Origin of the sequence: Paenacidovorax caeni (assembly GCF_001298675.1) — a bacterium.
Taxonomy (GTDB): Bacteria; Pseudomonadota; Gammaproteobacteria; order Burkholderiales; family Burkholderiaceae_C; genus Paenacidovorax; species Paenacidovorax caeni.
Genome location: NZ_CYIG01000007.1, coordinates 19170 through 37176, shown reverse-complemented (window position 1 = coordinate 37176; position 18007 = coordinate 19170). Strand labels below are relative to the sequence as shown.

Sequence of the window (18007 nt, the reverse complement as noted above, 5' to 3'; positions counted from 1 at the left end):
ATGAAAGCCCCCTCCTTCCTCCTTCGTCTGAGCACGCTGCAGCTGGCGCTGGGCGTGTCATTCGCCGTGCACGCGGCACTGCTCACGGTGCGCTTCGTCGATCCGGAAGGCTTCAACCGGGTGTTTCAGGACACGCCGCTGGAAGTCATCCTGGTGAACGCCAAGTCCACCGAAGCACCGGACAAGGCCCAGGCCATCGCGCAAGCTTCGCTGGCGGGCGGCGGCGACGCTGCCCAGGGGCGCGCCACCAGCCCCCTGCCCTACGCCGCGCTGACCACCGTGGGCGACGACTTCGAAGAAGCGCAGCGCCAGCTTGACGCCATGCACGAGCAGCAAACCCTGCTGCTGGCCCAGCTGCGCCAGCAGGTGGCGCAGATGCCCAAGACCGAGGCGCAGACCCCCAGCCGCAGCAGCGAGCAGGCGGCGCAGGAGCTCAAGCGGCGCCAGCTCGTGAAACTGTTGGCCGAGATTGAAAAGCGCATCAACGAGGAAAACGCCCGCCCCAAGAAGCGCTACATCAGCCCCGCCGTGCGCGAGGAAGCCTACGCTGTCTACTACGACGCGCTGCGCCGCAAGGTCGAGGACAAGGGCACGGCCAACTTTCCCGAGAAGGCAGGCAAGAAGCTTTATGGCGAGCTGGTGATGATCATCACCGTCAACCACGACGGCCGCGTGCTCGCCACCGAGATCGTGCAGGGCTCGGGCAACGCCCTGCTGGACCGCCGTGCCGAGGCCATCGCCCGCGCGGCAGGCCCCTTCGGCACCTTCAACCCTGAAATGCGCCGCAAGGCCGACCAGATCGCCGTGGTCTCGCGCTTCAAGTTCACGCGCGAGCAGACGCTGGAAGCCAGTGCGGGCACCGCCTCCGCCAAGCCATGAGCCTCGATACCTACTGCGTGATGGGCAACCCGGTAGAGCACAGCCGCTCTCCCTGGATCCACAGCCGCTTCGCCGCCCTGACCGGGCAGAACCTCCAGTACACCCGCCAGCTTGTGCCGCTGGACGGCTTCGCTCAGGCCGTGCGCACGTTCGCCCAAGCGGGCGGGCGCGGCTGCAACGTCACCGTGCCGTTCAAACTCGAAGCCGCGCAGTGCGCTACCACGCGCAGCGAGCGCGTGCAGCTTGCCGCAGCCGCCAACACGCTGGTCTTCCAGGACGGCGCCATCCACGCCGACAACACCGACGGCCTGGGCCTCGTGGCCGACATCCAGCGCAACGCTGGCGTGCCGCTGGCCGGGTGCGACGTGCTGCTCGTGGGGGCGGGCGGCGCCGCCGCTGGGGTGCTGGGCCCACTGCTGCATGAAGGCCCCCGCAGCGTGGCCGTGGTGAACCGCACGGCCGCCCGCGCCCAGGCGCTGGTGCAGGCCCACGCGCCCCTCGCAACGCTACAAAAAACAGAGCTACTAGCGCTTGATATGCAAGCCCTGGAGCGCGATTTCGATATCATCATCAACGCCACTGCGAGCAGCCTCGCCGGTGCCGAGGTGCCGGTGCCAGCGCGTGTGCTGCGCCCCGGCAGCCTGGCCTACGACATGATGTATGGCGCTGCTGCACAGCCCTTCCTCGACTGGGCCGCGCGCCACGGCGCCCAGCCGCGCGACGGCCTGGGCATGCTGGTAGAGCAAGCCGCCGAAGCCTTTGCGCTCTGGCGCGGCGTGCGCCCGCCCTCGGCCCAGGTGCTGGCCGAACTGCGCAGCGCCATGGCATGAAGGCGCTGGCACGCTGGGTGGCGCTGCTGCTGCTGGCAGCCCTGGGCCTGCAGCTGTTTTTTATCGGGCGCATCGCGGCCATGGCGTGGGTCGCACCGCAGTCCACCACCTTCCAACGCTCCGAGGCCTGGGCGCTGTGGCGCAGCCCCGGCGGCCTGCGCTGGCGCCAGCAGTGGGTGCCTTACACGCAGATTTCCGACCACCTCAAGCGCGCCGTGCTGGCTTCGGAGGACGACGGCTTCGTCCACCACGACGGCGTGGAGTGGAGCGCCATCGAAAAGGCACGCGCACGCAATGCCAAGGCCGAAGCACGCGCCACGGCCCAGCGCCCACCCAAGATTCGCGGCGGCTCCACCATCACCCAGCAGTTGGCCAAGAACCTGCTGCTGTCAGGCGAGCGCACCCTGCTGCGCAAGGGGCAGGAGCTGGTGCTGGCCTTTGCGCTGGAGCACCTGCTGTCCAAACAGCGCATCCTGGAGATCTACCTCAACAGCGTGGAATGGGGCGCCGGCGTGTTCGGCGCCGAGGCCGCCGCGCAGCACTACTACCGCAAGAGCGCCGCGCAACTGGCGCCGGCCGAAGCCGCCCGCCTGGCGGTGATGTTGCCCGCGCCCAAGCACTACGAGAAGCAGCCCGGCTCGCCCTATCTGGCGCAGCGCGCCCGCACCATCCTGGCGCGCATGCCCTCGGCGCAGCTGCCCTGAGAAACCCCATGCGCATCCTCGGCATCGACCCCGGCTTGCAGACCACCGGCTTCGGCGTGGTGGACTTGGAGGGCCACCACCTGCGCTACGTGGCCAGCGGCACCATCCGCACCACAGGCACCCGCGCTGCGCCTGCACTGGGCGACCTGCCCGGGCGGCTTAAGCTGCTGTTCGACGGCATCACCGAAGTGGCGGCGCGCTACCAGCCCGACACGGCCGCGGTTGAGATCGTGTTCGTCAACGTCAACCCCCAATCCACCCTGCTGCTGGGCCAGGCACGTGGCGCGGCGCTGACCGCGCTGGTCAACGCCAACCTGCCCGTGGCCGAATACACGGCGCTGCAGATGAAAAAGGCGGTGGTCGGCCACGGCCGCGCTGCCAAGACCCAGGTCCAGGAGATGGTGCGCCGTCTGCTCGAATTGCCCGGCCTGCCAGGCACCGACGCGGCCGACGCGCTGGGGTTGGCCATCACCCACGCCCACGCGGGCGCCGCCATGGGGCGCCTCGCCGCCGTGGCGCCACTGCAACGCCGCCAGCACGCCATGTACAAAGGCGGCCGCAGCTACTGAGCCACGGCATGGCGGGGCCCGCCCTCGCCGGCATTGGCACCTGCCAAGCCGTGCCGCGCAGGGCACGCAGGCAGGCCATGCGCCAGTGCTGGCGCCCACAGAAACGCGTGCGCGAGGGCGGCAAAGTCCTTTGCCAGCGCAAAAGCAGCGCTTGGTGTAGAAAGAACCGCATGCAACTCCCGCCCGATGACCGCTACGCCCACCGCGAGGTGCCGCAATTCTTCGTCTACGTGCGCATCCCCGTGGCGCGCCATGCCGCCGACCCGCTGCACCTGCGCGAAGAACGCATCGACCAGGCGCTGCAGGCCGAAGGGCTGGGCACGGTCGTGGGCTGGGGCGATTCCCTGGGCGAGCGGCATGCCAACGGCAAACGCGCCGCCACCTTCATGCGGGTGGACATCTCAGTGTCCGACCTGCCACGCGCACTGGCGTTGCTGCATGCATTGCTGCCGGCGCTGGAGGCGCCCCCAGGCACCGAGATCCATTACCACGCCGATGGGCACCACCTGTGCGACGCCATCCACGACCAGGGCTGGCTGCTGGCGCAAGCCGTGCCCGCAGTCCGCAGCGGCAGCCACCCGACCATCTAGCGAGGGCGCTGCGGGTCGGCAGGGGCGGCAAGGCGTAAAGCGCCGCCATAGCCGTCGCTTCTGCGAGCATTTGCACCGCGGCAGACCGCCCGAAGCCGCAGAGGCACGCGGCGCGACGATGCGTGCGGAACGTCCTCAGGGATCGTTCGCGCGAAAACACATTGTCACAATTGGGCGGCACAGTATGTGGCGGATCCACTTGACCGTCTTGGCGGTCGGCGCATGCACATGCCACACACACTCCCCCTCCCCGTCCGCGCCACCATCGGCCCCCTGGGCCGGCGCCTGCTGGTTCTGTTCATTGCTGTACTGGCCCTGAGCCTGGTGGGCTCCGCGATCGGGCTGTGGTCCTTGCTCCGCATCGGACAATCGACCGACGACATGGTCCAGCGCAGCGTAACGAATGAACGGTTGGTGGCCGATGCCTACCGCCTGCAGGCCATCAACGCCGAGCGCTACAAGGCCGTGGCGCTGAGTTCCGAGCCTGAAGTCGGAGAGACCTTGGGCGCCGACATCGCCGAGACACAGCGGCAATACGACGCGCTGATCGACACCCTGGCGCGGCGCCTGGCCGGCACCGCCGACGAGGAACGCCTGGCACAGGTGAACACGCAGGCGCAGGCGTTCCACCAAGCCCGCGCGGCCCTGGTGCAGGCGCGCGATTTCGGGCTCACGCAGCGCATCCGCGAGGTCTATGAAACGCAGTTCCTGCCCGCGTCGCAGGGCTTGCTGAAAGCGCTGGACGCGCTCACGCAATCCCAGCGCCAGTCCATCGATGCCGCAGCGCTGCGGGTAGCCCGCTGGAGCTGGCAGGCACGGCTGGCGCTGGTGGCGTTCGGCGCCCTCTCGTTGGTGCTGGGCACGCTGCTGGCGCTGTGGCTGGTGCGCAGCATCACGCGCCCCATCGCACTGGCCAGCGACACGGCCAACCGCGTGGCCGGGCTCGACCTGCGCCACGACATCACCGGGCACGACCGCGACGAAACCGGCCACATGCTGTCGTCGCTGGCGGTCATGCAGACGGCGCTGCGGCACCTGGCGCAGCAGGTGCGCGCCTCGGTGTACAGCCTGCACACGGCGTCCACCGACATGGCCAGTGGCAACGCCAACCTGTCGGAGCGCACCGAGCAAGCAGCCGCAAGCCTGCAGGAGACGGCCGCAGCGCTGGAGCATGTCAAGCGGGCCCTGCAGGCCTCGGCGGAAACCGCGCACCACACCGAGGCACGCGCGGCCCAGGCCGCGGCCCAGGCCCGCCAGGGCCAGGACGTGGTGGCGCACGTGGTGCAGACCATGGACCAGATATCGGACAGTTCGCACAAGATCGCCGACATCACGGGAATGATCGACGCGATTGCCTTCCAGACCAACATCCTGGCGCTTAACGCCGCCGTCGAGGCGGCGCGCGCGGGCGAGCAGGGGCGCGGTTTTGCCGTGGTGGCCACGGAGGTACGCAGCCTGGCCAACCGCTCGGCGCAGGCTGCGCGCGAGATCAAGGCACTGATCGCCACCTCGGTGGCGCAGGTCGAAGCGGGCTCGCGCCTGGCGGCGGACGCGGGCCGCGCGATGGAGCAGGTAGTCACGTCGATCCAGGACGCCGCCCGCACGATGGCCGACATCAAGACCGGCAGCCAGGCGCAGAACGACGACATCACGTCGATCCACTCGGCGCTGTCGCGCCTGGATCTGATGACCCAGCAGAATGCGGCCCTGGTGGAGCAATCCTCCGCCGCCACCGAAAGCCTGCGGGTCCAGGCCGACGACCTGGCGGGCCTGGTGAGCCAGTTTCTGCTACCGGGACAGCCGCCCCAGGCGATCGTGCCGCCCAGCATGCGCCTTGCAGCACCCTGAGGCACCCTGAGGCACCGATTTTGCTATATTTTCAGGAGCTTCTAGCGCTTACCCCACAAGGGCTAGAGGCTCGTTTTGCTCATATTCCATGCGTCGATACCCCTGCCTCATGCACTGGCTGAAGGCAGGGAACGCAGGGACGGTGCCGCGAGCGCTTCTATGTGCACCCCGGCCTGGTCCGCAGCGCCCCCCCCCGCACGCACCTTGAACTGGCGCACGGCCTGCGCCAGCAGGCGGGCCTGCTCGCGCAACGACTCGGAGGCCGCCGCCGACTGCTCCACCAGCGCCGCGTTCTGCTGCGTCATTTGGTCGAGCTGGCGCACCGACTGGTGAATCTGGCCGAGGTTGTCGCGCTGGTCCGCCGCCGCCGCCGTGACTTCGCCAATGATGTCCGACACCCGGCGCACGCTGCCGACGATCTCGGTCATGGTCTGGCCCGCCTGCGCCACCTGGCGCGACCCATCTTCCACGCGCTGGCTGGAGTTGCCGATGAGGTCCTTGATCTCCCTGGCCGCCGCCGCACTGCGCTGGGCCAGGGTGCGCACCTCGCCGGCAACCACGGCAAAGCCGCGCCCCTGCTCGCCCGCTCGCGCCGCCTCGACGGCAGCGTTAAGCGCCAGGATGTTGGTCTGGAAGGCAATGGAGTCGATCACCCCGGTGATGTCGGCGATCTTGCGCGAACTGGCCGATATCTGGTCCATGGTCTGCACCACCTGCTCCACCACGCTACCGCCGCGCTGCGCCACCTGCGCGGCCGACACCGCATAGTCGCTAGCATGGCGCGAGGACTCGGCGCCGCTTTGCACGGTGCCGGCCAGCAGCTCCATGGACGAGGCCGTTTCCTGCAGGCTGGCAGCCGTCTGCTCCGTGCGCAGGCTCAGGTCTTGGTTGCCCGTGGCGATTTCGCCGCTGGCGGTGGCGATATTGCCGGCCGCGTCCTGCACCTGGTGCACCAGGGCGCGCAGCGCCTCCTGCATGCGCCCCATGGCCTGCACCAGCTGGCCCACTTCGTCCTGCTGCTGTGCACGGATTTCGTGCGTCAGGTCACCGGCTGCGATGTGCTCGGCCAAATCCCGCGCCTGCGCCAGCGAGCGTGTGATGGAGCGCACGCTGGCCAGTGTCAGCGGCACCAGCACGGCCAGCGCCACCAGCAGGGTCACGCCGATGAGCCCGGTCATGGCAGAGGTGCGCGCATCCACCGCCTGGCGCGCCTCGTCCATCTGCTGGCGCGCGCTTTGGGCCAGGGTGGAGAGCAACTGGTCGGTGGCCTCCATGTGCTGCTTGAGCTGGTCCGCATACGCCCCGGCGCCAGCACCATCGAGCTGGGCATTTTCCAGCCGGTCGAAGATGGGGCCGATGCCTTCGGCGTATTGCTGGATCTCGGTCAGCGCCTGGTCCACCGCCTTGGCAAAGGCGGCATCTGCCGCCTGCGCACCACGCACCTCGCCCAGGCTCTTGCGCAGCGCCGCGAGGGACTTGCCCCAGCGCTCGCGCAACTGGCCTACCTCAACGGCGTTGTTGTAGTTGATGATGATGTCCTTCTCCGCGCGGCGCAGGTCGCCCAGCGTGGTGCGCAAATCGGACATGTCGGTCAACGTCTGCACGCGCTCGGCGAACAGCACCTGCAGCGTGGTGCGCGTGCGGTCCAGGGACACATAGCCCATCCCCCCCACCAGCACCAGCAAGACCAATGAAAACGCTGTGCCGAAATACAGACGCGTACGGATGGACAAGCGGCCCAGGACTCTCATGAATTCCCCTTGACTGAACAGCCCTGCCATATGCAATCTGCATGCCAGGGTGTGCCTGGGCCTTGTGAGCCCCGGCGAGGGTGTAACTTTATGCTACCAACCGCCGGGGAGCTCAGAGGGAATTCACCAATGCGGCAGACCTCAGGCGACCGGCTTGATGGGCACGTACAGCTCGCCGCCCGCGCCGCGGAACTCCTCGGCTTTGTGCTGCAAGCCCTGCTGGGCGAATTCGCGCACTTCCTGCGTGATCTTCATGGAGCAGAACTTGGGCCCGCACATGGAGCAGAAATGCGCCACCTTGGCCGAGTCCTTGGGCAGGGTTTCGTCGTGGTATTCCTTGGCCGTCTCGGGGTCCAGGCCCAGGTTGAACTGGTCCTGCCAGCGGAAGTCGAAACGCGCCTGGCTCAGCGCATCGTCGCGTGCACGGGCACCGGGGTGGCCCTTGGCCACGTCGGCGGCGTGTGCGGCGATCTTGTAGGCGATGATGCCTTGCTTCACGTCGTCGCGGTCGGGCAGGCCCAGGTGTTCCTTGGGCGTGACGTAACACAGCATGGCCGTGCCCATCCAGCCGATCATGGCGGCGCCGATGGCCGAGGCAATGTGGTCGTAGCCGGGCGCGATGTCGATGGTCAGCGGGCCCAGGGTGTAGAACGGCGCTTCGTGGCAGGTTTTGAGCTGCTCGGTCATGTTGGCCTGGATCATGTGCATGGGCACATGGCCGGGGCCTTCAATCATGGTCTGCACGTCGTGTTTCCAGGCAATTTGCGTGAGTTCGCCCAGGGTGTGCAGCTCGGCAAACTGGGCTTCGTCGTTGGCATCCGACGCGCAGCCGGGGCGCAGGCCGTCACCCAGGCTGAAGGACACGTCGTACTGCTTCATGATGTCGCAGATGTCTTCGAAGTGCTCGTACAGGAAGCTCTCGCGGTGGTGCGCCATGCACCACTTGGCCATGATGGAGCCGCCGCGCGAGACGATGCCGGTGCGGCGGTTGGCCGTGAGGTGGATGTAGGCCAGACGGATACCGGCGTGGATGGTGAAGTAGTCCACGCCCTGCTCGGCTTGCTCAATGAGCGTGTCGCGGAATATTTCCCAGGTCAGGTCTTCGGCCACGCCGCCCACCTTTTCCAGCGCCTGGTAGATCGGTACCGTGCCAATCGGCACGGGGCTGTTGCGGATGATCCAGTCGCGCGTGGTGTGGATGTTCTTGCCGGTGGACAAATCCATCACGTTGTCCGCGCCCCAGCGGATGGCCCAGACGAGCTTTTCCACTTCTTCTTCAATGCTGGACGTGACGGCGGAGTTGCCGATGTTGGCGTTGATCTTCACCAGGAAGTTGCGCCCAATCGCCATGGGCTCGACTTCGGGGTGGTTGATGTTGGCGGGGATGATGGCGCGGCCGCGCGCCACTTCGTCGCGCACGAATTCGGGGGTGATGATCTTCGGAATCATCGCGCCCATGGGGTTGCCCATCAGGCGCTGCTCGCGGGCCTGGTCTTGCTGGTACTGCGCCATCCACTCGCGGCGGCCGTTTTCGCGCAGGGCCACGTATTCCATCTCGGGGGTGATGATGCCCTTCTTGGCGTAGTGCATCTGCGTGACGTTGGCACCGCTCTTGGCGCGCAGGGGCTGGCGCTGCAGCGCGGCAGCCTCGGCACGCAGCTGGGCCAGGCGGTCGCCATCCTCGGCCTTCTGGCCGTCGTCGAGGGCCTTGCGCACGCGGCCCTCGTAGCTTTCGGTGTCGCCACGCTCAGCAATCCACGCACCACGCACGCTGGCCAGGCCCTGGCGTACGTCGATGGCAGCGGCCGGGTCGGTGTACGGTCCGGAGGTGTCATAGACGCTGACCACCTCGCCATTGGTCAGGCGGATGTCGCGCACCGGCACGCGCAGGTCACTGCGCGAACCGGTCAGGTAGCTTTTGGCCGAAGCCGGGAAAGGCTCGCGCGTGCGAGCCAGGAGGTGGGAAAACGAGTCAGGAGCGTTCATTGCGGGCATTCCTTCAACGGATGGGGATGGAATGCTCCGCAATCGATGGACGACGCGCGCGGACATACACGCGCACGCACTTCTTCCATTGCAGCTCTTCTTACGCTGGTACTAACCAGATCAAGTTCGCGGTTCCGGCGGTCAGGTCCGCCATCTCAGCACGCCCAGGAGCCTGTTCAAGGTTTTTTAGAGATCGCGTTGGAGCGCAATCGGGATGAGTGAGTGGCCCGGTTGCCGCCGCATGGGCTCATGCCCATGCAAGCAACCGGGGCGCTCAATCGCCCGATTTCACTCCAACCCTTCGGGCAAGTACCTCTTCGGGCCGTCTACAGCGTTGCGGCGCTTGTCGATAGCGCAGCTATCGACTGCGCACCGCGCCTTGCATCCCATCCCGAAAAAGTACTTGCGCGACTCTAAAAAACCTTGAACAGGCTCCTACGTGCACCCCGGAGCAGGCGCGAGTATAGGGACAATTCAGGCGATGCGCCCAACCAGCAGCACGGAGAAGAAAGCGCAGGCAGCGATCACCGTCCACTTCAGCACCATGAGGCCGAAACGCCGGTAGCGCACCTGGCCGGTGCCGACATAGAACGCGAAAGACACCCCCGCCATAAGCAGCAGCAGGGTGACGATCCAGCGAAAAAGCAGCATGCCCCGCTACCAGGCGCCGACAGGCTGGGCGAACCCCGCGGGGGCTAGGCGCTCGTTGTCGAAGCTGGCGATCTCCCACGCATCGGGCTGTGCCAGCAGCGCGCGCAGCAAATGGTTGTTCATGGCGTGGCCCGAGCGAAAGGCACTGTACGCGGCCAGCAGCGGTTTACCCACCAGGTAAAGATCCCCCATGGCGTCGAGAATCTTGTGGCGCGCAAACTCGGCGTCATAGCGCAGGCCGTCGCTGTTGAGCACCTTGTAGTCGTCCATGACGATGGCGTTGTCCAGCCCCCCGCCCAGCGCCAAACCGTTGGCACGCAGCATCTCCACGTCGCGCGTGAAGCCGAAGGTGCGTGCGCGCGCAATGTCGCGCGCATAGTTGCCCTGGCCCAGGTCGAACTCCACGCACTGGCCGGTGGAATCGACCGCCGGGTGGGCGAAATCGATCTCAAAGCGCAGCTTGTAGCCATGGTACGGCTCCAGCCGCGCCCACTTCAGCTGCGCACCTTCGCCCTCGCGCACCTCGACCGGCCGGGTCACGCGGATGAAACGCTTGGGCGCCTTCTGCAGCTCCACGCCCGCACTTTGCAGCAGGAACACGAACGAGGCCGACGAGCCGTCGAGGATCGGCACCTCCTCGGCGGTGATGTCGATATACAGGTTGTCCAGCCCCAGGCCCGCGCAGGCCGACATCAGGTGCTCCACCGTGTGCACCTTGGCGCTGCCCGCGCCGATGGTGGAGGCCATGCGCGTATCGACCACCGCCGTGGCGCTGATCGGAATGTCCACCGGCTCCGGCAGGTCCACGCGGCGAAAGACGATGCCCGTGTCGGGCTGGGCCGGCCGCAGGGTCAGCTCGACCCGCTGGCCGCTATGCAGGCCCACGCCCACGGCGCGGGTCAGGGTCTTGATGGTGCGTTGCTGGAGCATATTCCGTGGATTCTAGGGCGTGTCATCACTCAAATCCCCCACGCGAGGGGCATGCGGGCTGGCTGCGCAATGGGGGATTTGAGTGATGACACGCCCTCGTGGCTTCCTGGCACCAAGACAGGGCACCAAATAGGCACCAAATTCGCCCCTAGCCCTTGTGCAGCAAGCGCGAGCAGCTATCAAAAAAGAAAACCCGCTGGCATGCCAGCGGGTTGGAGGGCGCGATGGCGGCCCGCGCTCGCGGGCACGCCCGGCACTCAATCGGCCTGCTTGCGCAGGAACGCCGGGATCTCCAGGTCGTCCATGCCGCCGGAGGACAGCGCGTCCACGCGCGCCGCGGCCTGCGTGCGGTTGTTACGCCACACGCTGGGTACGGCCATGGTGCCGTAATCGGCGCCACCGGCCACGCCGCCTGCGCTGCCCAGCGTCGTGCCCGTGCCGCCGGCCATGGGCATGGCGTACGGGATATTGTCGGTACCGGTGCGCAGCGCACCCTGCACCACCTGCATGGGCTGGCGGCGCACGTTGGGACGCGACAGGCCCGTGGCCACCACGGTGACGCGGATTTCATCGCCCAGGGAGTCGTCGTAGGCAGCGCCGTAGATGACGTGCGCGTCCGGCGCGGCATAGGCGTTGATGGTGCTCATGGCCTGGCCCGACTCGGCCATCTTCAGGCTGCCCTTGGCGGCAGTCACCAGCACCAGCACACCCTTGGCACCCGAGAGGTCGATCCCCTCAAGCAGCGGGCAGGCAATGGCCTGCTCTGCAGCGATGCGCGCGCGGTCCGGGCCGCTGGCCGTGGCCGTGCCCATCATGGCGCGGCCGGGCTCGCCCATCACGGTGCGCACGTCTTCGAAGTCGACGTTCACCAGGCCGTAGTCGTTGATGATTTCGGCAATACCGCCGACGGCGTTCTTCAGCACGTCGTTGGCATGGGCGAAGGCTTCTTCCTGCGTGATGTCGTTGCCCAGCACCTCGATGAGCTTCTCGTTGAGCACCACGATCAGCGAATCGACGTTGCTTTCCAGCTCGGACAGGCCGTCGTCCGCATTCTTCATGCGGCGGCTGCCTTCCCACTCGAAGGGCTTGGTGACCACGCCCACGGTGAGGATGCCCATGTCCTTGGCGATGCGTGCGATCACCGGCGCGGCGCCTGTGCCCGTGCCGCCGCCCATGCCGGCGGTGATGAAGAGCATGTGCGCACCCTGGATGGCCTGGCGGATCTCTGCCTCGGCGCTTTCGGCGGCCTCGCGCGCCTTCTCGGGCTTGCTGCCCGCACCCAGGCCGCTGCTGCCGAGCTGGATGTGGCGGTGCGCCGTGCTGCGCGTGAGCGCCTGCGCGTCGGTGTTGGCGCAGACAAATTCCACGCCCTGCACGGCGCGCGCGATCATGTGCTCGACGGCGTTGCCGCCGCCGCCGCCGACACCGATCACCTTGATCTGTGTGCCCTGGTTGAATTCTTCGGACTCGATCATTTCGATGGTCATGAGGGTGCTCCTGAAATTACTCTGAAAAACAATGCATCTGGGGTAAGAGAGGTAGCGGGCGGCGGGCGCCCCATGGGCGGTGGCCCGGTGCCGCGACGCCGCGTGCGGCGTGCGGGCCCGGCGCGCACAAACCAGTTCCAGTCGAGGGGCATGGTCAGAAGTTCCCCACGATGAAGTCCTTGAAGCGGCCAAAGGCGGTCTTCATCGACCCGCTCTTGGCCGCCACCTTGAAGCCGCGCAGGCGCGCCTGGCGTGCTTCCTCAAGCTGCCCCATGACGGTGGCCGCACGCGGCTGCGCCACCATGTCGGCCAACGCGCTGGAATACTTCGGGATGCCACGGCGCACCGGCTTGAGAAAGATGTCCTCGCCCAGCTCCACCATGCCCGGCATGACCGAGCTGCCGCCCGTGAGCACGATGCCCGAGGACAGCACCTCTTCGTAGCCCGAGTCGCGAATGGCCTGGTGCACGAGCGAGAAGATTTCCTCCACGCGCGGCTCGATCACGCCCGCCAGCACCTGGCGGCTGAGCAGGCGCGGACCACGGTCGCCCAGGCCGGGCACCTCCACCTGCGCCTCGGGGTCGGCCAGCAGTTGCTTGGCGTAGCCGCTTTCCACCTTGATGTCCTCAGCGTCCTTGGTCGGGGTGCGCAGCGCCATGGCAATGTCGCTGGTGATCAGGTCGCCCGCCGCGGGAATCACTGCCGTGTGGCGGATCGCGCCGCCGGTGAAGATGGCCACGTCGGTCGTGCCGGCGCCGATGTCCACCACGGCCACACCCAACTCGCGCTCGTCGTCGGTCAGCACGGCCTGGCTGCTGGCCAGCGGGTTGAGCATGAGCTGCTCGACCTCCAGGCCGCAGCGGCGCACGCACTTGATGATGTTCTCGGCCGCGCTTTGCGCACCCGTGACGATGTGGATGTTGGCCTCCAGGCGGATGCCGCTCATGCCGATGGGCTCCTTCACGTCCTGCCCGTCGATCACGAATTCCTGCGGCTCCACCAGCAACAGGCGCTGGTCGCTGCTGATGTTGATGGCCTTGGCCGTCTCCACCACGCGCGCCACGTCGGTGGCGGTGACTTCCTTGTCCTTGATGGCCACCATGCCGCGCGAGTTCTGGCCACGGATGTGGCTGCCGGTGATGCCGGTGTACACGCGCTGGATCTTGCAGTCGGCCATCAGCTCGGCCTCTTTCAGCGCCTGCTGGATGCTCTGCACCGTGGCGTCGATGTTCACGACCACGCCGCGCTTGAGGCCGTTGCTCGGCGCCACGCCCAGGCCGGCGAGCTTGAGCTCGCCACCGGGCAGCACCTCGGCGACCACGGCCATGACCTTGGCAGTGCCGATGTCCAGCCCTACGACCACGTCTTTGTATTCTCTTGCCATATGCCTGTCTGCCCTCTGTTTCGTTGTCCCGTGGCGCCTCAGCGCACCTTTTTCGCTGCCTTGTCGTCACTCACCGTCGTCACGCCGCGCAGGCGTACGGCATAGCCGCCGTCATGGCGCAGGTCGGCCGACTCCAGCGCCTCGGGGCTGCGCCGGTACTGCTGCGCCACCTGCGCCAATGTGCGTGCGAAGCGCTGCGTGCGCGCGACCACGGCCTCGGGCGTGCCGCCGCCCAATTCCACCGCAGCTCCGCTGTCAAGCTGCGCGCGCCAGCCACCGCGCCCTGAAAGCTGCAGCTCATCCAACTCCAGCCCGAGCGGCTCGAACACCGGCGCCAGCCGGTGGTACATGGCCAGAACCTCGCCCGCCTGCCCCTGCGGACCCTGCAGACGCGGCAGACTGTCCTGCTCTTCGTCGTCAGCCTCCGCCTCGAAAACCTCGCCGTCGCTGTTGAGCAGCTTGGACTCCGACTCCGCGCCCCACAGGGCCACGGCATCGTGCTCGCGCAGCACCACGCGCAGGCCGCTGGGAAACTCACGCCGCACCTGGACGCTGCGCACCCAGGGAGCCTGCGCAAAAGCCGCGCGCACCGCCTCCAGGTCCACGGTGAAAAAGTTGCCCGCCAGGCTGGGCATGACCATGGGACGCAGACTGACCGCGTTGTTGTGCACCAGGTCGCCCTGCACCACGATGCGGTGGATGGCGAACGCCGGCCGCCCCAGCAGCCAGCGCGCACCCGCTGCCAGCACGAGCGCGGCGCAGCACACGAACAGGGCCGAGGCGGTCCAGTTCATGAGCTTGACGTCCAGCGGTGCGGGCAGCGGTGCGTTCATGCGCCTCCCAGGGCCGTGTCGGCGGTGTTTTGCAGCGCGTCGAGCGAAGCGCTGGCCAGGATGCGCAGGCACAGCTCTTCGTAGCTGGTGCCCGCTGCGCGCGCCGACATGGGCACGAGCGAATGCCCGGTCATGCCGGGCGAGGTGTTGATCTCCAGCAGGAAGGGCTGGCGGTCGCTGGCGCGCACCATGATGTCGGCGCGTGCCCAGCCACGGCAGCCCAGCGTGCGGTAGGCGCGCTCCACCAGGCGCTGGATGGCACGCTCCTCGGCCTCGGGCAGGCCGCTCGGGCAGTGGTACTGCGTCACGTCGGTGAAGTACTTGTTCTGGTAGTCGTAGTTGCCCTCGGGCGCGACGATGCGGATCACCGGCAGCGCCGTGGCGTCCGCGCCCTGGCCGAGCACCGGGCAGGTGGTTTCGTCACCATCGATGAACTGCTCGCACAGCACCTCGGGGTCGTGCTGCGCGGCCAGGCGGTACGCCTGCTCGCACTGCCCCAGCGAAGTGACCTTGGTCAGGCCGATGGTGGAGCCCTCGCGCGAAGGCTTGACGATCATGGGCGCACCCAGTTCCTGGAAGGCCTGCGCGGTCTCGGCGCTGCTGGCCACCAGGCGCCAGTCCGGCGTGGGCAGGCCCTCGAAGCGCCAGATGCGCTTGGTCATGATCTTGTCCATGGCGATGCTCGACGCCATCACACCCGAGCCTGTGTAAGGAATGCCGAGCAGCTCCAGCGCGCCCTGCACCGTGCCGTCCTCGCCATGGCGGCCGTGCAGCGCAATGAAGCAGCGCGTGTAGCCGTGGGTCTTGAGATCGGACAGGCTGGCGTGCGCCGGGTCGAAGGCATGCGCATCGACGCCGCGCGCACGCAGCGCCTGCAGCACACCGCCCCCGGACATCAGCGACACCTCGCGCTCGGACGAATCGCCGCCCATGAGCACGGCCACCTTGCCCAGGGCCGCAGCGTTGAATTCCTGGTCAGACTTAGGATCGAATTGACTCACAACGCACCCCCACCCTGCGCTAAAAGCTCACTATTTTGTAGCAATTCGGCCACCTTTCCGGGCACTGCGCCGATGGAGCCCGCGCCCATGCACAGCACCACGTCGCCTGCCCGTGCGCTTTGCACGATGGCACGCGGCATCTCGGCCACATCGTCGATGAAAACGGGCTCCACCCGGCCTGCCACACGCAGCGCGCGCGCCAGCGAACGCCCGTCGGCGGCGACGATAGGGGCCTCGCCTGCCGCGTACACCTCGGTCAGCAGCACCACGTCGGCCTGGCCCAGCACCTTGACGAAATCCTCGAAGCAGTCGCGCGTGCGGCTGTAGCGGTGCGGCTGGAACGCCAACACCAGGCGCCGCCCGGGGAAGGCACCGCGTGCCGCCGCCAGGGTGGCGGCCATCTCCACCGGATGGTGGCCATAGTCCTCAATGAGCTGGTAGTGGCCGCCGCCCACGGCAGGCTGGTCGCCGTAGCGCTGAAAACGCCGGCCCACGCCGGTGAAGCCCGCCAGCGCGCGCAGCACGGCCTCATCGGAAATACCCAGCTCCACCGCCACGGCGATGGCCGCGAGCGCGTTGAGCACGTTGTGCTCACCCGCCAGGTTCAGCACCACCTCCAGGTCGGGCAGGGTCACGCCATTGCGCCGCTGCACGGTGAAGCGCATGCGTCCGGCGTCGGCGCGCACGTTGACGGCACGCACCTGCGCATCCTCGCCGAAGCCGTAGCTGGTTACCGGGCGCGCCACGTCAGCCAGGATCTCGCGCACGCCGGGGTTGTCCACGCACAGGATGGCCGCGCCGTAGAACGGCATGCGGTGCAGGAAGTCCACGAACGCCTGCTTGAGCCGGCCGAAGTCGTGGCCGTAGGTTTCCATGTGGTCGGCGTCAATGTTGGTGACCACGGCCATCACGGGCAGCAGGTTGAGGAACGAAGCGTCGGACTCGTCGGCCTCGACCACGATGTACTCGCCCTGGCCCAGCCGCGCGTTGGCACCGGCGCTGTTCAGGCGCCCGCCGATGACGAAGGTCGGGTCCAGCCCCGCCTCGGCCAGCACGCTGGTGACCAGGCTGGTGGTCGTCGTCTTGCCGTGCGTGCCAGCGATGGCCACGCCCTGGCGCAGGCGCATCAGCTCGGCCAGCATGAGCGCGCGCGGCACCACGGGAATCTTGCGCGCGCGCGCAGCCTGTACCTCGGGGTTGTTGCCCTGCACGGCCGTGGAGGTCACCACGGCATCGGCCCCCTGAACGTGGGCGGCGTCGTGGCCCACATGGGTGGCGATGCCCAGGCCTTGCAAGCGGCGCAGCGTGGCGCTGTCCGACAGGTCCGAGCCCGACACCTGGTAGCCCAGGTTGTGCAGCACCTCGGCGATGCCGCTCATGCCGGCGCCGCCCACGCCGACGAAGTGAATGTGACGGATAGCGTGTTTCATGGGGCCAGCTCCTCGCAGGCCGCGACCACCACTGCGGTGGCTTCGGTTTTTTGCATCTTTTTGGCGTTTTGCGCGCGCTGAACAAGCGCGGAACGCTCCATATTTTGTAGCATTTGAGCCAGTCCGCCAGGCGTCAGGTCGCGCTGCTGCACCAGCCAGCCGCCGCCTGCCTGCACCAGGAACTGGGCGTTGGTGGTCTGGTGGTCGTCCACCGCCGCTGGGAAGGGCACGAACACCGCTGCGGCACCCACGGCGGCCAATTCGGTCACGGTACTGGCGCCAGCGCGGCAAACCACCACGTCGGCCTGCGCAAACGCACTGGCCGTGTCGTCAATGAACGGCGTCAGCGTGGCCTGCACACCGGCAGCGGCGTAATGGGCGCGCAAGGCGTCGATCTGCGCCGCGCCGCTCTGGTGCGTGACCTGCGGGCGCTCGGCCTCGGGGATCAATGCCAGCGCTTGCGGCACGATCTCGTTCAGCGCCTTGGCGCCCAGGCTGCCGCCCACCACCAGCAGGCGCAGCGGCCCGCTGCGCCCGGCGAAGCGCACGGCCGGCTCTGGCTGCGCCAGGAACCCCTCGCGCAGCGGGTTGCCGACCCACTGGCCTTTTTTCAGCACACTCGGGAAGGCCGTGAAGATGCGGTCGGCCACGCCTGCCAGCACCTTGTTGGCCAGACCGGCGACGGAGTTCTGCTCGTGCAGCACCAGGGGCTTACCCGCCAGCACCGCCATCATGCCGCCGGGGAAGGTGACGTAGCCGCCCATGCCCAGCACCACGTCGGGACGCACGCGGCGCACCACGGCCAGCGCCTGCCAGAAGGCGCGCAGCAGCCGCAGCGGCAGCAGCGCCAGCGTGGTCAGCCCCTTGCCGCGCACGCCGGAGAAATCGATGGCCTCGAACGCAAAGCCCTGCGGCGGCACGATGCGCGACTCCATGCTGCCGGGCGTGCCCAGCCAGTGCACGCGCCAGCCGCGTGCACGCAGCGCCTGCGCCACGGCCAGGCCGGGGAAGATATGGCCGCCGGTGCCGCCGGCCATGATGAGCGCCGTTTTCTGGCTCATACGTGGCCTCCACGCATCGGCGCTGCGCGCCTGGCAGCGCTGACGCGCTGCAGCAGCTTGTTTTGACGAAACA

16 protein-coding genes are annotated in these 18007 nt (G+C 67.8%); 6 read left to right on the top strand and 10 right to left on the bottom strand.

Going from position 1 to position 18007, the window contains the following annotated elements; all coding sequences use genetic code 11:
- The 6 genes from BN2503_RS04245 to BN2503_RS04220 all read left to right on the top strand — a co-directional run bounded on the left by BN2503_RS04245 (nucleotide 1) and on the right by BN2503_RS04220 (nucleotide 5420).
- Nucleotides 1-879 carry a TonB family protein gene (locus BN2503_RS04245; protein WP_054255404.1) on the top strand — a complete coding sequence of 293 codons (879 nt, stop codon included), beginning with the start codon at nucleotides 1-3 and terminating at the stop codon, nucleotides 877-879.
- Nucleotides 876-1709: a shikimate dehydrogenase gene (aroE, locus tag BN2503_RS04240; RefSeq protein ID WP_054255403.1), complete on the top strand. Its 834-nt coding sequence runs from the start codon at nucleotides 876-878 to the stop codon at nucleotides 1707-1709. Before BN2503_RS04245 ends, aroE begins: the two co-directional genes overlap by 4 nt.
- Complete coding sequence (gene mtgA, locus BN2503_RS04235; protein WP_054255402.1) at nucleotides 1706-2413, top strand: monofunctional biosynthetic peptidoglycan transglycosylase; 708 nt, start codon at nucleotides 1706-1708, stop codon at nucleotides 2411-2413. The genes aroE and mtgA overlap by 4 nt, the downstream gene beginning before the upstream one ends.
- Nucleotides 2414-2421: 8 nt before the next feature.
- Complete coding sequence (gene ruvC / locus BN2503_RS04230; RefSeq protein WP_054255401.1) at nucleotides 2422-2982, top strand: crossover junction endodeoxyribonuclease RuvC; 561 nt, start codon at nucleotides 2422-2424, stop codon at nucleotides 2980-2982.
- Nucleotides 2983-3152: 170 nt separating this feature from the next.
- Nucleotides 3153-3572: a hypothetical protein gene (locus BN2503_RS04225; protein WP_139235307.1), complete on the top strand. Its 420-nt coding sequence runs from the start codon at nucleotides 3153-3155 to the stop codon at nucleotides 3570-3572.
- Nucleotides 3573-3800: 228 nt separating this feature from the next.
- The gene (locus tag BN2503_RS04220; RefSeq protein ID WP_054255612.1) at nucleotides 3801-5420 is read left to right on the top strand and encodes a methyl-accepting chemotaxis protein; all 1620 of its coding nucleotides are present in this window, start codon (nucleotides 3801-3803) and stop codon (nucleotides 5418-5420) included.
- Nucleotides 5421-5527: 107 nt separating this feature from the next.
- Here BN2503_RS04220 and BN2503_RS04215 read toward each other — a convergent pair whose 3' ends face one another.
- The 10 genes from BN2503_RS04215 to murG form a co-directional block, all read right to left on the bottom strand.
- Nucleotides 5528-7171: a methyl-accepting chemotaxis protein gene (locus BN2503_RS04215; RefSeq protein ID WP_054255611.1), complete on the bottom strand. Its 1644-nt coding sequence runs from the start codon at nucleotides 7169-7171 to the stop codon at nucleotides 5528-5530.
- A gap of 141 nt (nucleotides 7172-7312) precedes the next feature.
- Nucleotides 7313-9157 carry a phosphomethylpyrimidine synthase ThiC gene (thiC, locus tag BN2503_RS04210; RefSeq protein ID WP_054255399.1) on the bottom strand — a complete coding sequence of 615 codons (1845 nt, stop codon included), beginning with the start codon at nucleotides 9155-9157 and terminating at the stop codon, nucleotides 7313-7315.
- A 474-nt stretch (nucleotides 9158-9631) separates the two neighbouring features.
- Entirely contained in the window at nucleotides 9632-9808 is a 177-nt protein-coding gene (locus tag BN2503_RS20665; RefSeq protein ID WP_175537901.1) for a hypothetical protein, read from the bottom strand.
- Nucleotides 9809-9814: 6 nt separating this feature from the next.
- The gene (lpxC, locus tag BN2503_RS04205) at nucleotides 9815-10738 is read right to left on the bottom strand and encodes a UDP-3-O-acyl-N-acetylglucosamine deacetylase (protein ID WP_054255398.1); all 924 of its coding nucleotides are present in this window, start codon (nucleotides 10736-10738) and stop codon (nucleotides 9815-9817) included.
- Between the two features lie 257 nt (nucleotides 10739-10995).
- Nucleotides 10996-12225 (bottom strand): cell division protein FtsZ, encoded by a 1230-nt coding sequence (ftsZ, locus tag BN2503_RS04200; protein ID WP_054255397.1) that lies wholly within the window; start codon nucleotides 12223-12225, stop codon nucleotides 10996-10998.
- 154 nt (nucleotides 12226-12379) lie between these two features.
- Nucleotides 12380-13609: a cell division protein FtsA gene (gene ftsA, locus BN2503_RS04195; protein WP_054255396.1), complete on the bottom strand. Its 1230-nt coding sequence runs from the start codon at nucleotides 13607-13609 to the stop codon at nucleotides 12380-12382.
- Nucleotides 13610-13647: 38 nt separating this feature from the next.
- Nucleotides 13648-14442, bottom strand: coding sequence for a cell division protein FtsQ/DivIB (locus tag BN2503_RS04190; protein WP_054255395.1), 795 nt, complete (start codon nucleotides 14440-14442; stop codon nucleotides 13648-13650).
- On the bottom strand, nucleotides 14439-15443 hold the full coding sequence (locus tag BN2503_RS04185; protein WP_074930019.1) for a D-alanine--D-alanine ligase: 1005 nt from the start codon (nucleotides 15441-15443) through the stop codon (nucleotides 14439-14441). The genes BN2503_RS04190 and BN2503_RS04185 overlap by 4 nt, the downstream gene beginning before the upstream one ends.
- The gene (gene murC / locus BN2503_RS04180) at nucleotides 15440-16873 is read right to left on the bottom strand and encodes a UDP-N-acetylmuramate--L-alanine ligase (RefSeq protein ID WP_054255394.1); all 1434 of its coding nucleotides are present in this window, start codon (nucleotides 16871-16873) and stop codon (nucleotides 15440-15442) included. The genes BN2503_RS04185 and murC overlap by 4 nt, the downstream gene beginning before the upstream one ends.
- Nucleotides 16870-17934, bottom strand: coding sequence for an undecaprenyldiphospho-muramoylpentapeptide beta-N-acetylglucosaminyltransferase (murG, locus tag BN2503_RS04175; RefSeq protein WP_054255393.1), 1065 nt, complete (start codon nucleotides 17932-17934; stop codon nucleotides 16870-16872). The genes murC and murG overlap by 4 nt, the downstream gene beginning before the upstream one ends.
- Nucleotides 17935-18007: the final 73 nt, after the last annotated feature.

Coding starts and splice junctions, on each gene's coding strand:
- ftsA (WP_054255396.1), bottom strand. CDS start 13,609: ATGGCAAGAGAATACAAAGACGTGGTCGTAGGGCTGGACATCGGCACT.
- aroE (WP_054255403.1), top strand. CDS start 876: ATGAGCCTCGATACCTACTGCGTGATGGGCAACCCGGTAGAGCACAGC.
- thiC (WP_054255399.1), bottom strand. CDS start 9,157: ATGAACGCTCCTGACTCGTTTTCCCACCTCCTGGCTCGCACGCGCGAG.
- BN2503_RS04245 (WP_054255404.1), top strand. CDS start 1: ATGAAAGCCCCCTCCTTCCTCCTTCGTCTGAGCACGCTGCAGCTGGCG.
- BN2503_RS04190 (WP_054255395.1), bottom strand. CDS start 14,442: ATGAACGCACCGCTGCCCGCACCGCTGGACGTCAAGCTCATGAACTGG.
- lpxC (WP_054255398.1), bottom strand. CDS start 10,738: ATGCTCCAGCAACGCACCATCAAGACCCTGACCCGCGCCGTGGGCGTG.
- mtgA (WP_054255402.1), top strand. CDS start 1,706: ATGAAGGCGCTGGCACGCTGGGTGGCGCTGCTGCTGCTGGCAGCCCTG.
- BN2503_RS04225 (WP_139235307.1), top strand. CDS start 3,153: ATGCAACTCCCGCCCGATGACCGCTACGCCCACCGCGAGGTGCCGCAA.
- BN2503_RS20665 (WP_175537901.1), bottom strand. CDS start 9,808: ATGCTGCTTTTTCGCTGGATCGTCACCCTGCTGCTGCTTATGGCGGGG.
- murG (WP_054255393.1), bottom strand. CDS start 17,934: ATGAGCCAGAAAACGGCGCTCATCATGGCCGGCGGCACCGGCGGCCAT.
- BN2503_RS04220 (WP_054255612.1), top strand. CDS start 3,801: ATGCCACACACACTCCCCCTCCCCGTCCGCGCCACCATCGGCCCCCTG.
- ruvC (WP_054255401.1), top strand. CDS start 2,422: ATGCGCATCCTCGGCATCGACCCCGGCTTGCAGACCACCGGCTTCGGC.
- murC (WP_054255394.1), bottom strand. CDS start 16,873: ATGAAACACGCTATCCGTCACATTCACTTCGTCGGCGTGGGCGGCGCC.
- ftsZ (WP_054255397.1), bottom strand. CDS start 12,225: ATGACCATCGAAATGATCGAGTCCGAAGAATTCAACCAGGGCACACAG.
- BN2503_RS04215 (WP_054255611.1), bottom strand. CDS start 7,171: ATGAGAGTCCTGGGCCGCTTGTCCATCCGTACGCGTCTGTATTTCGGC.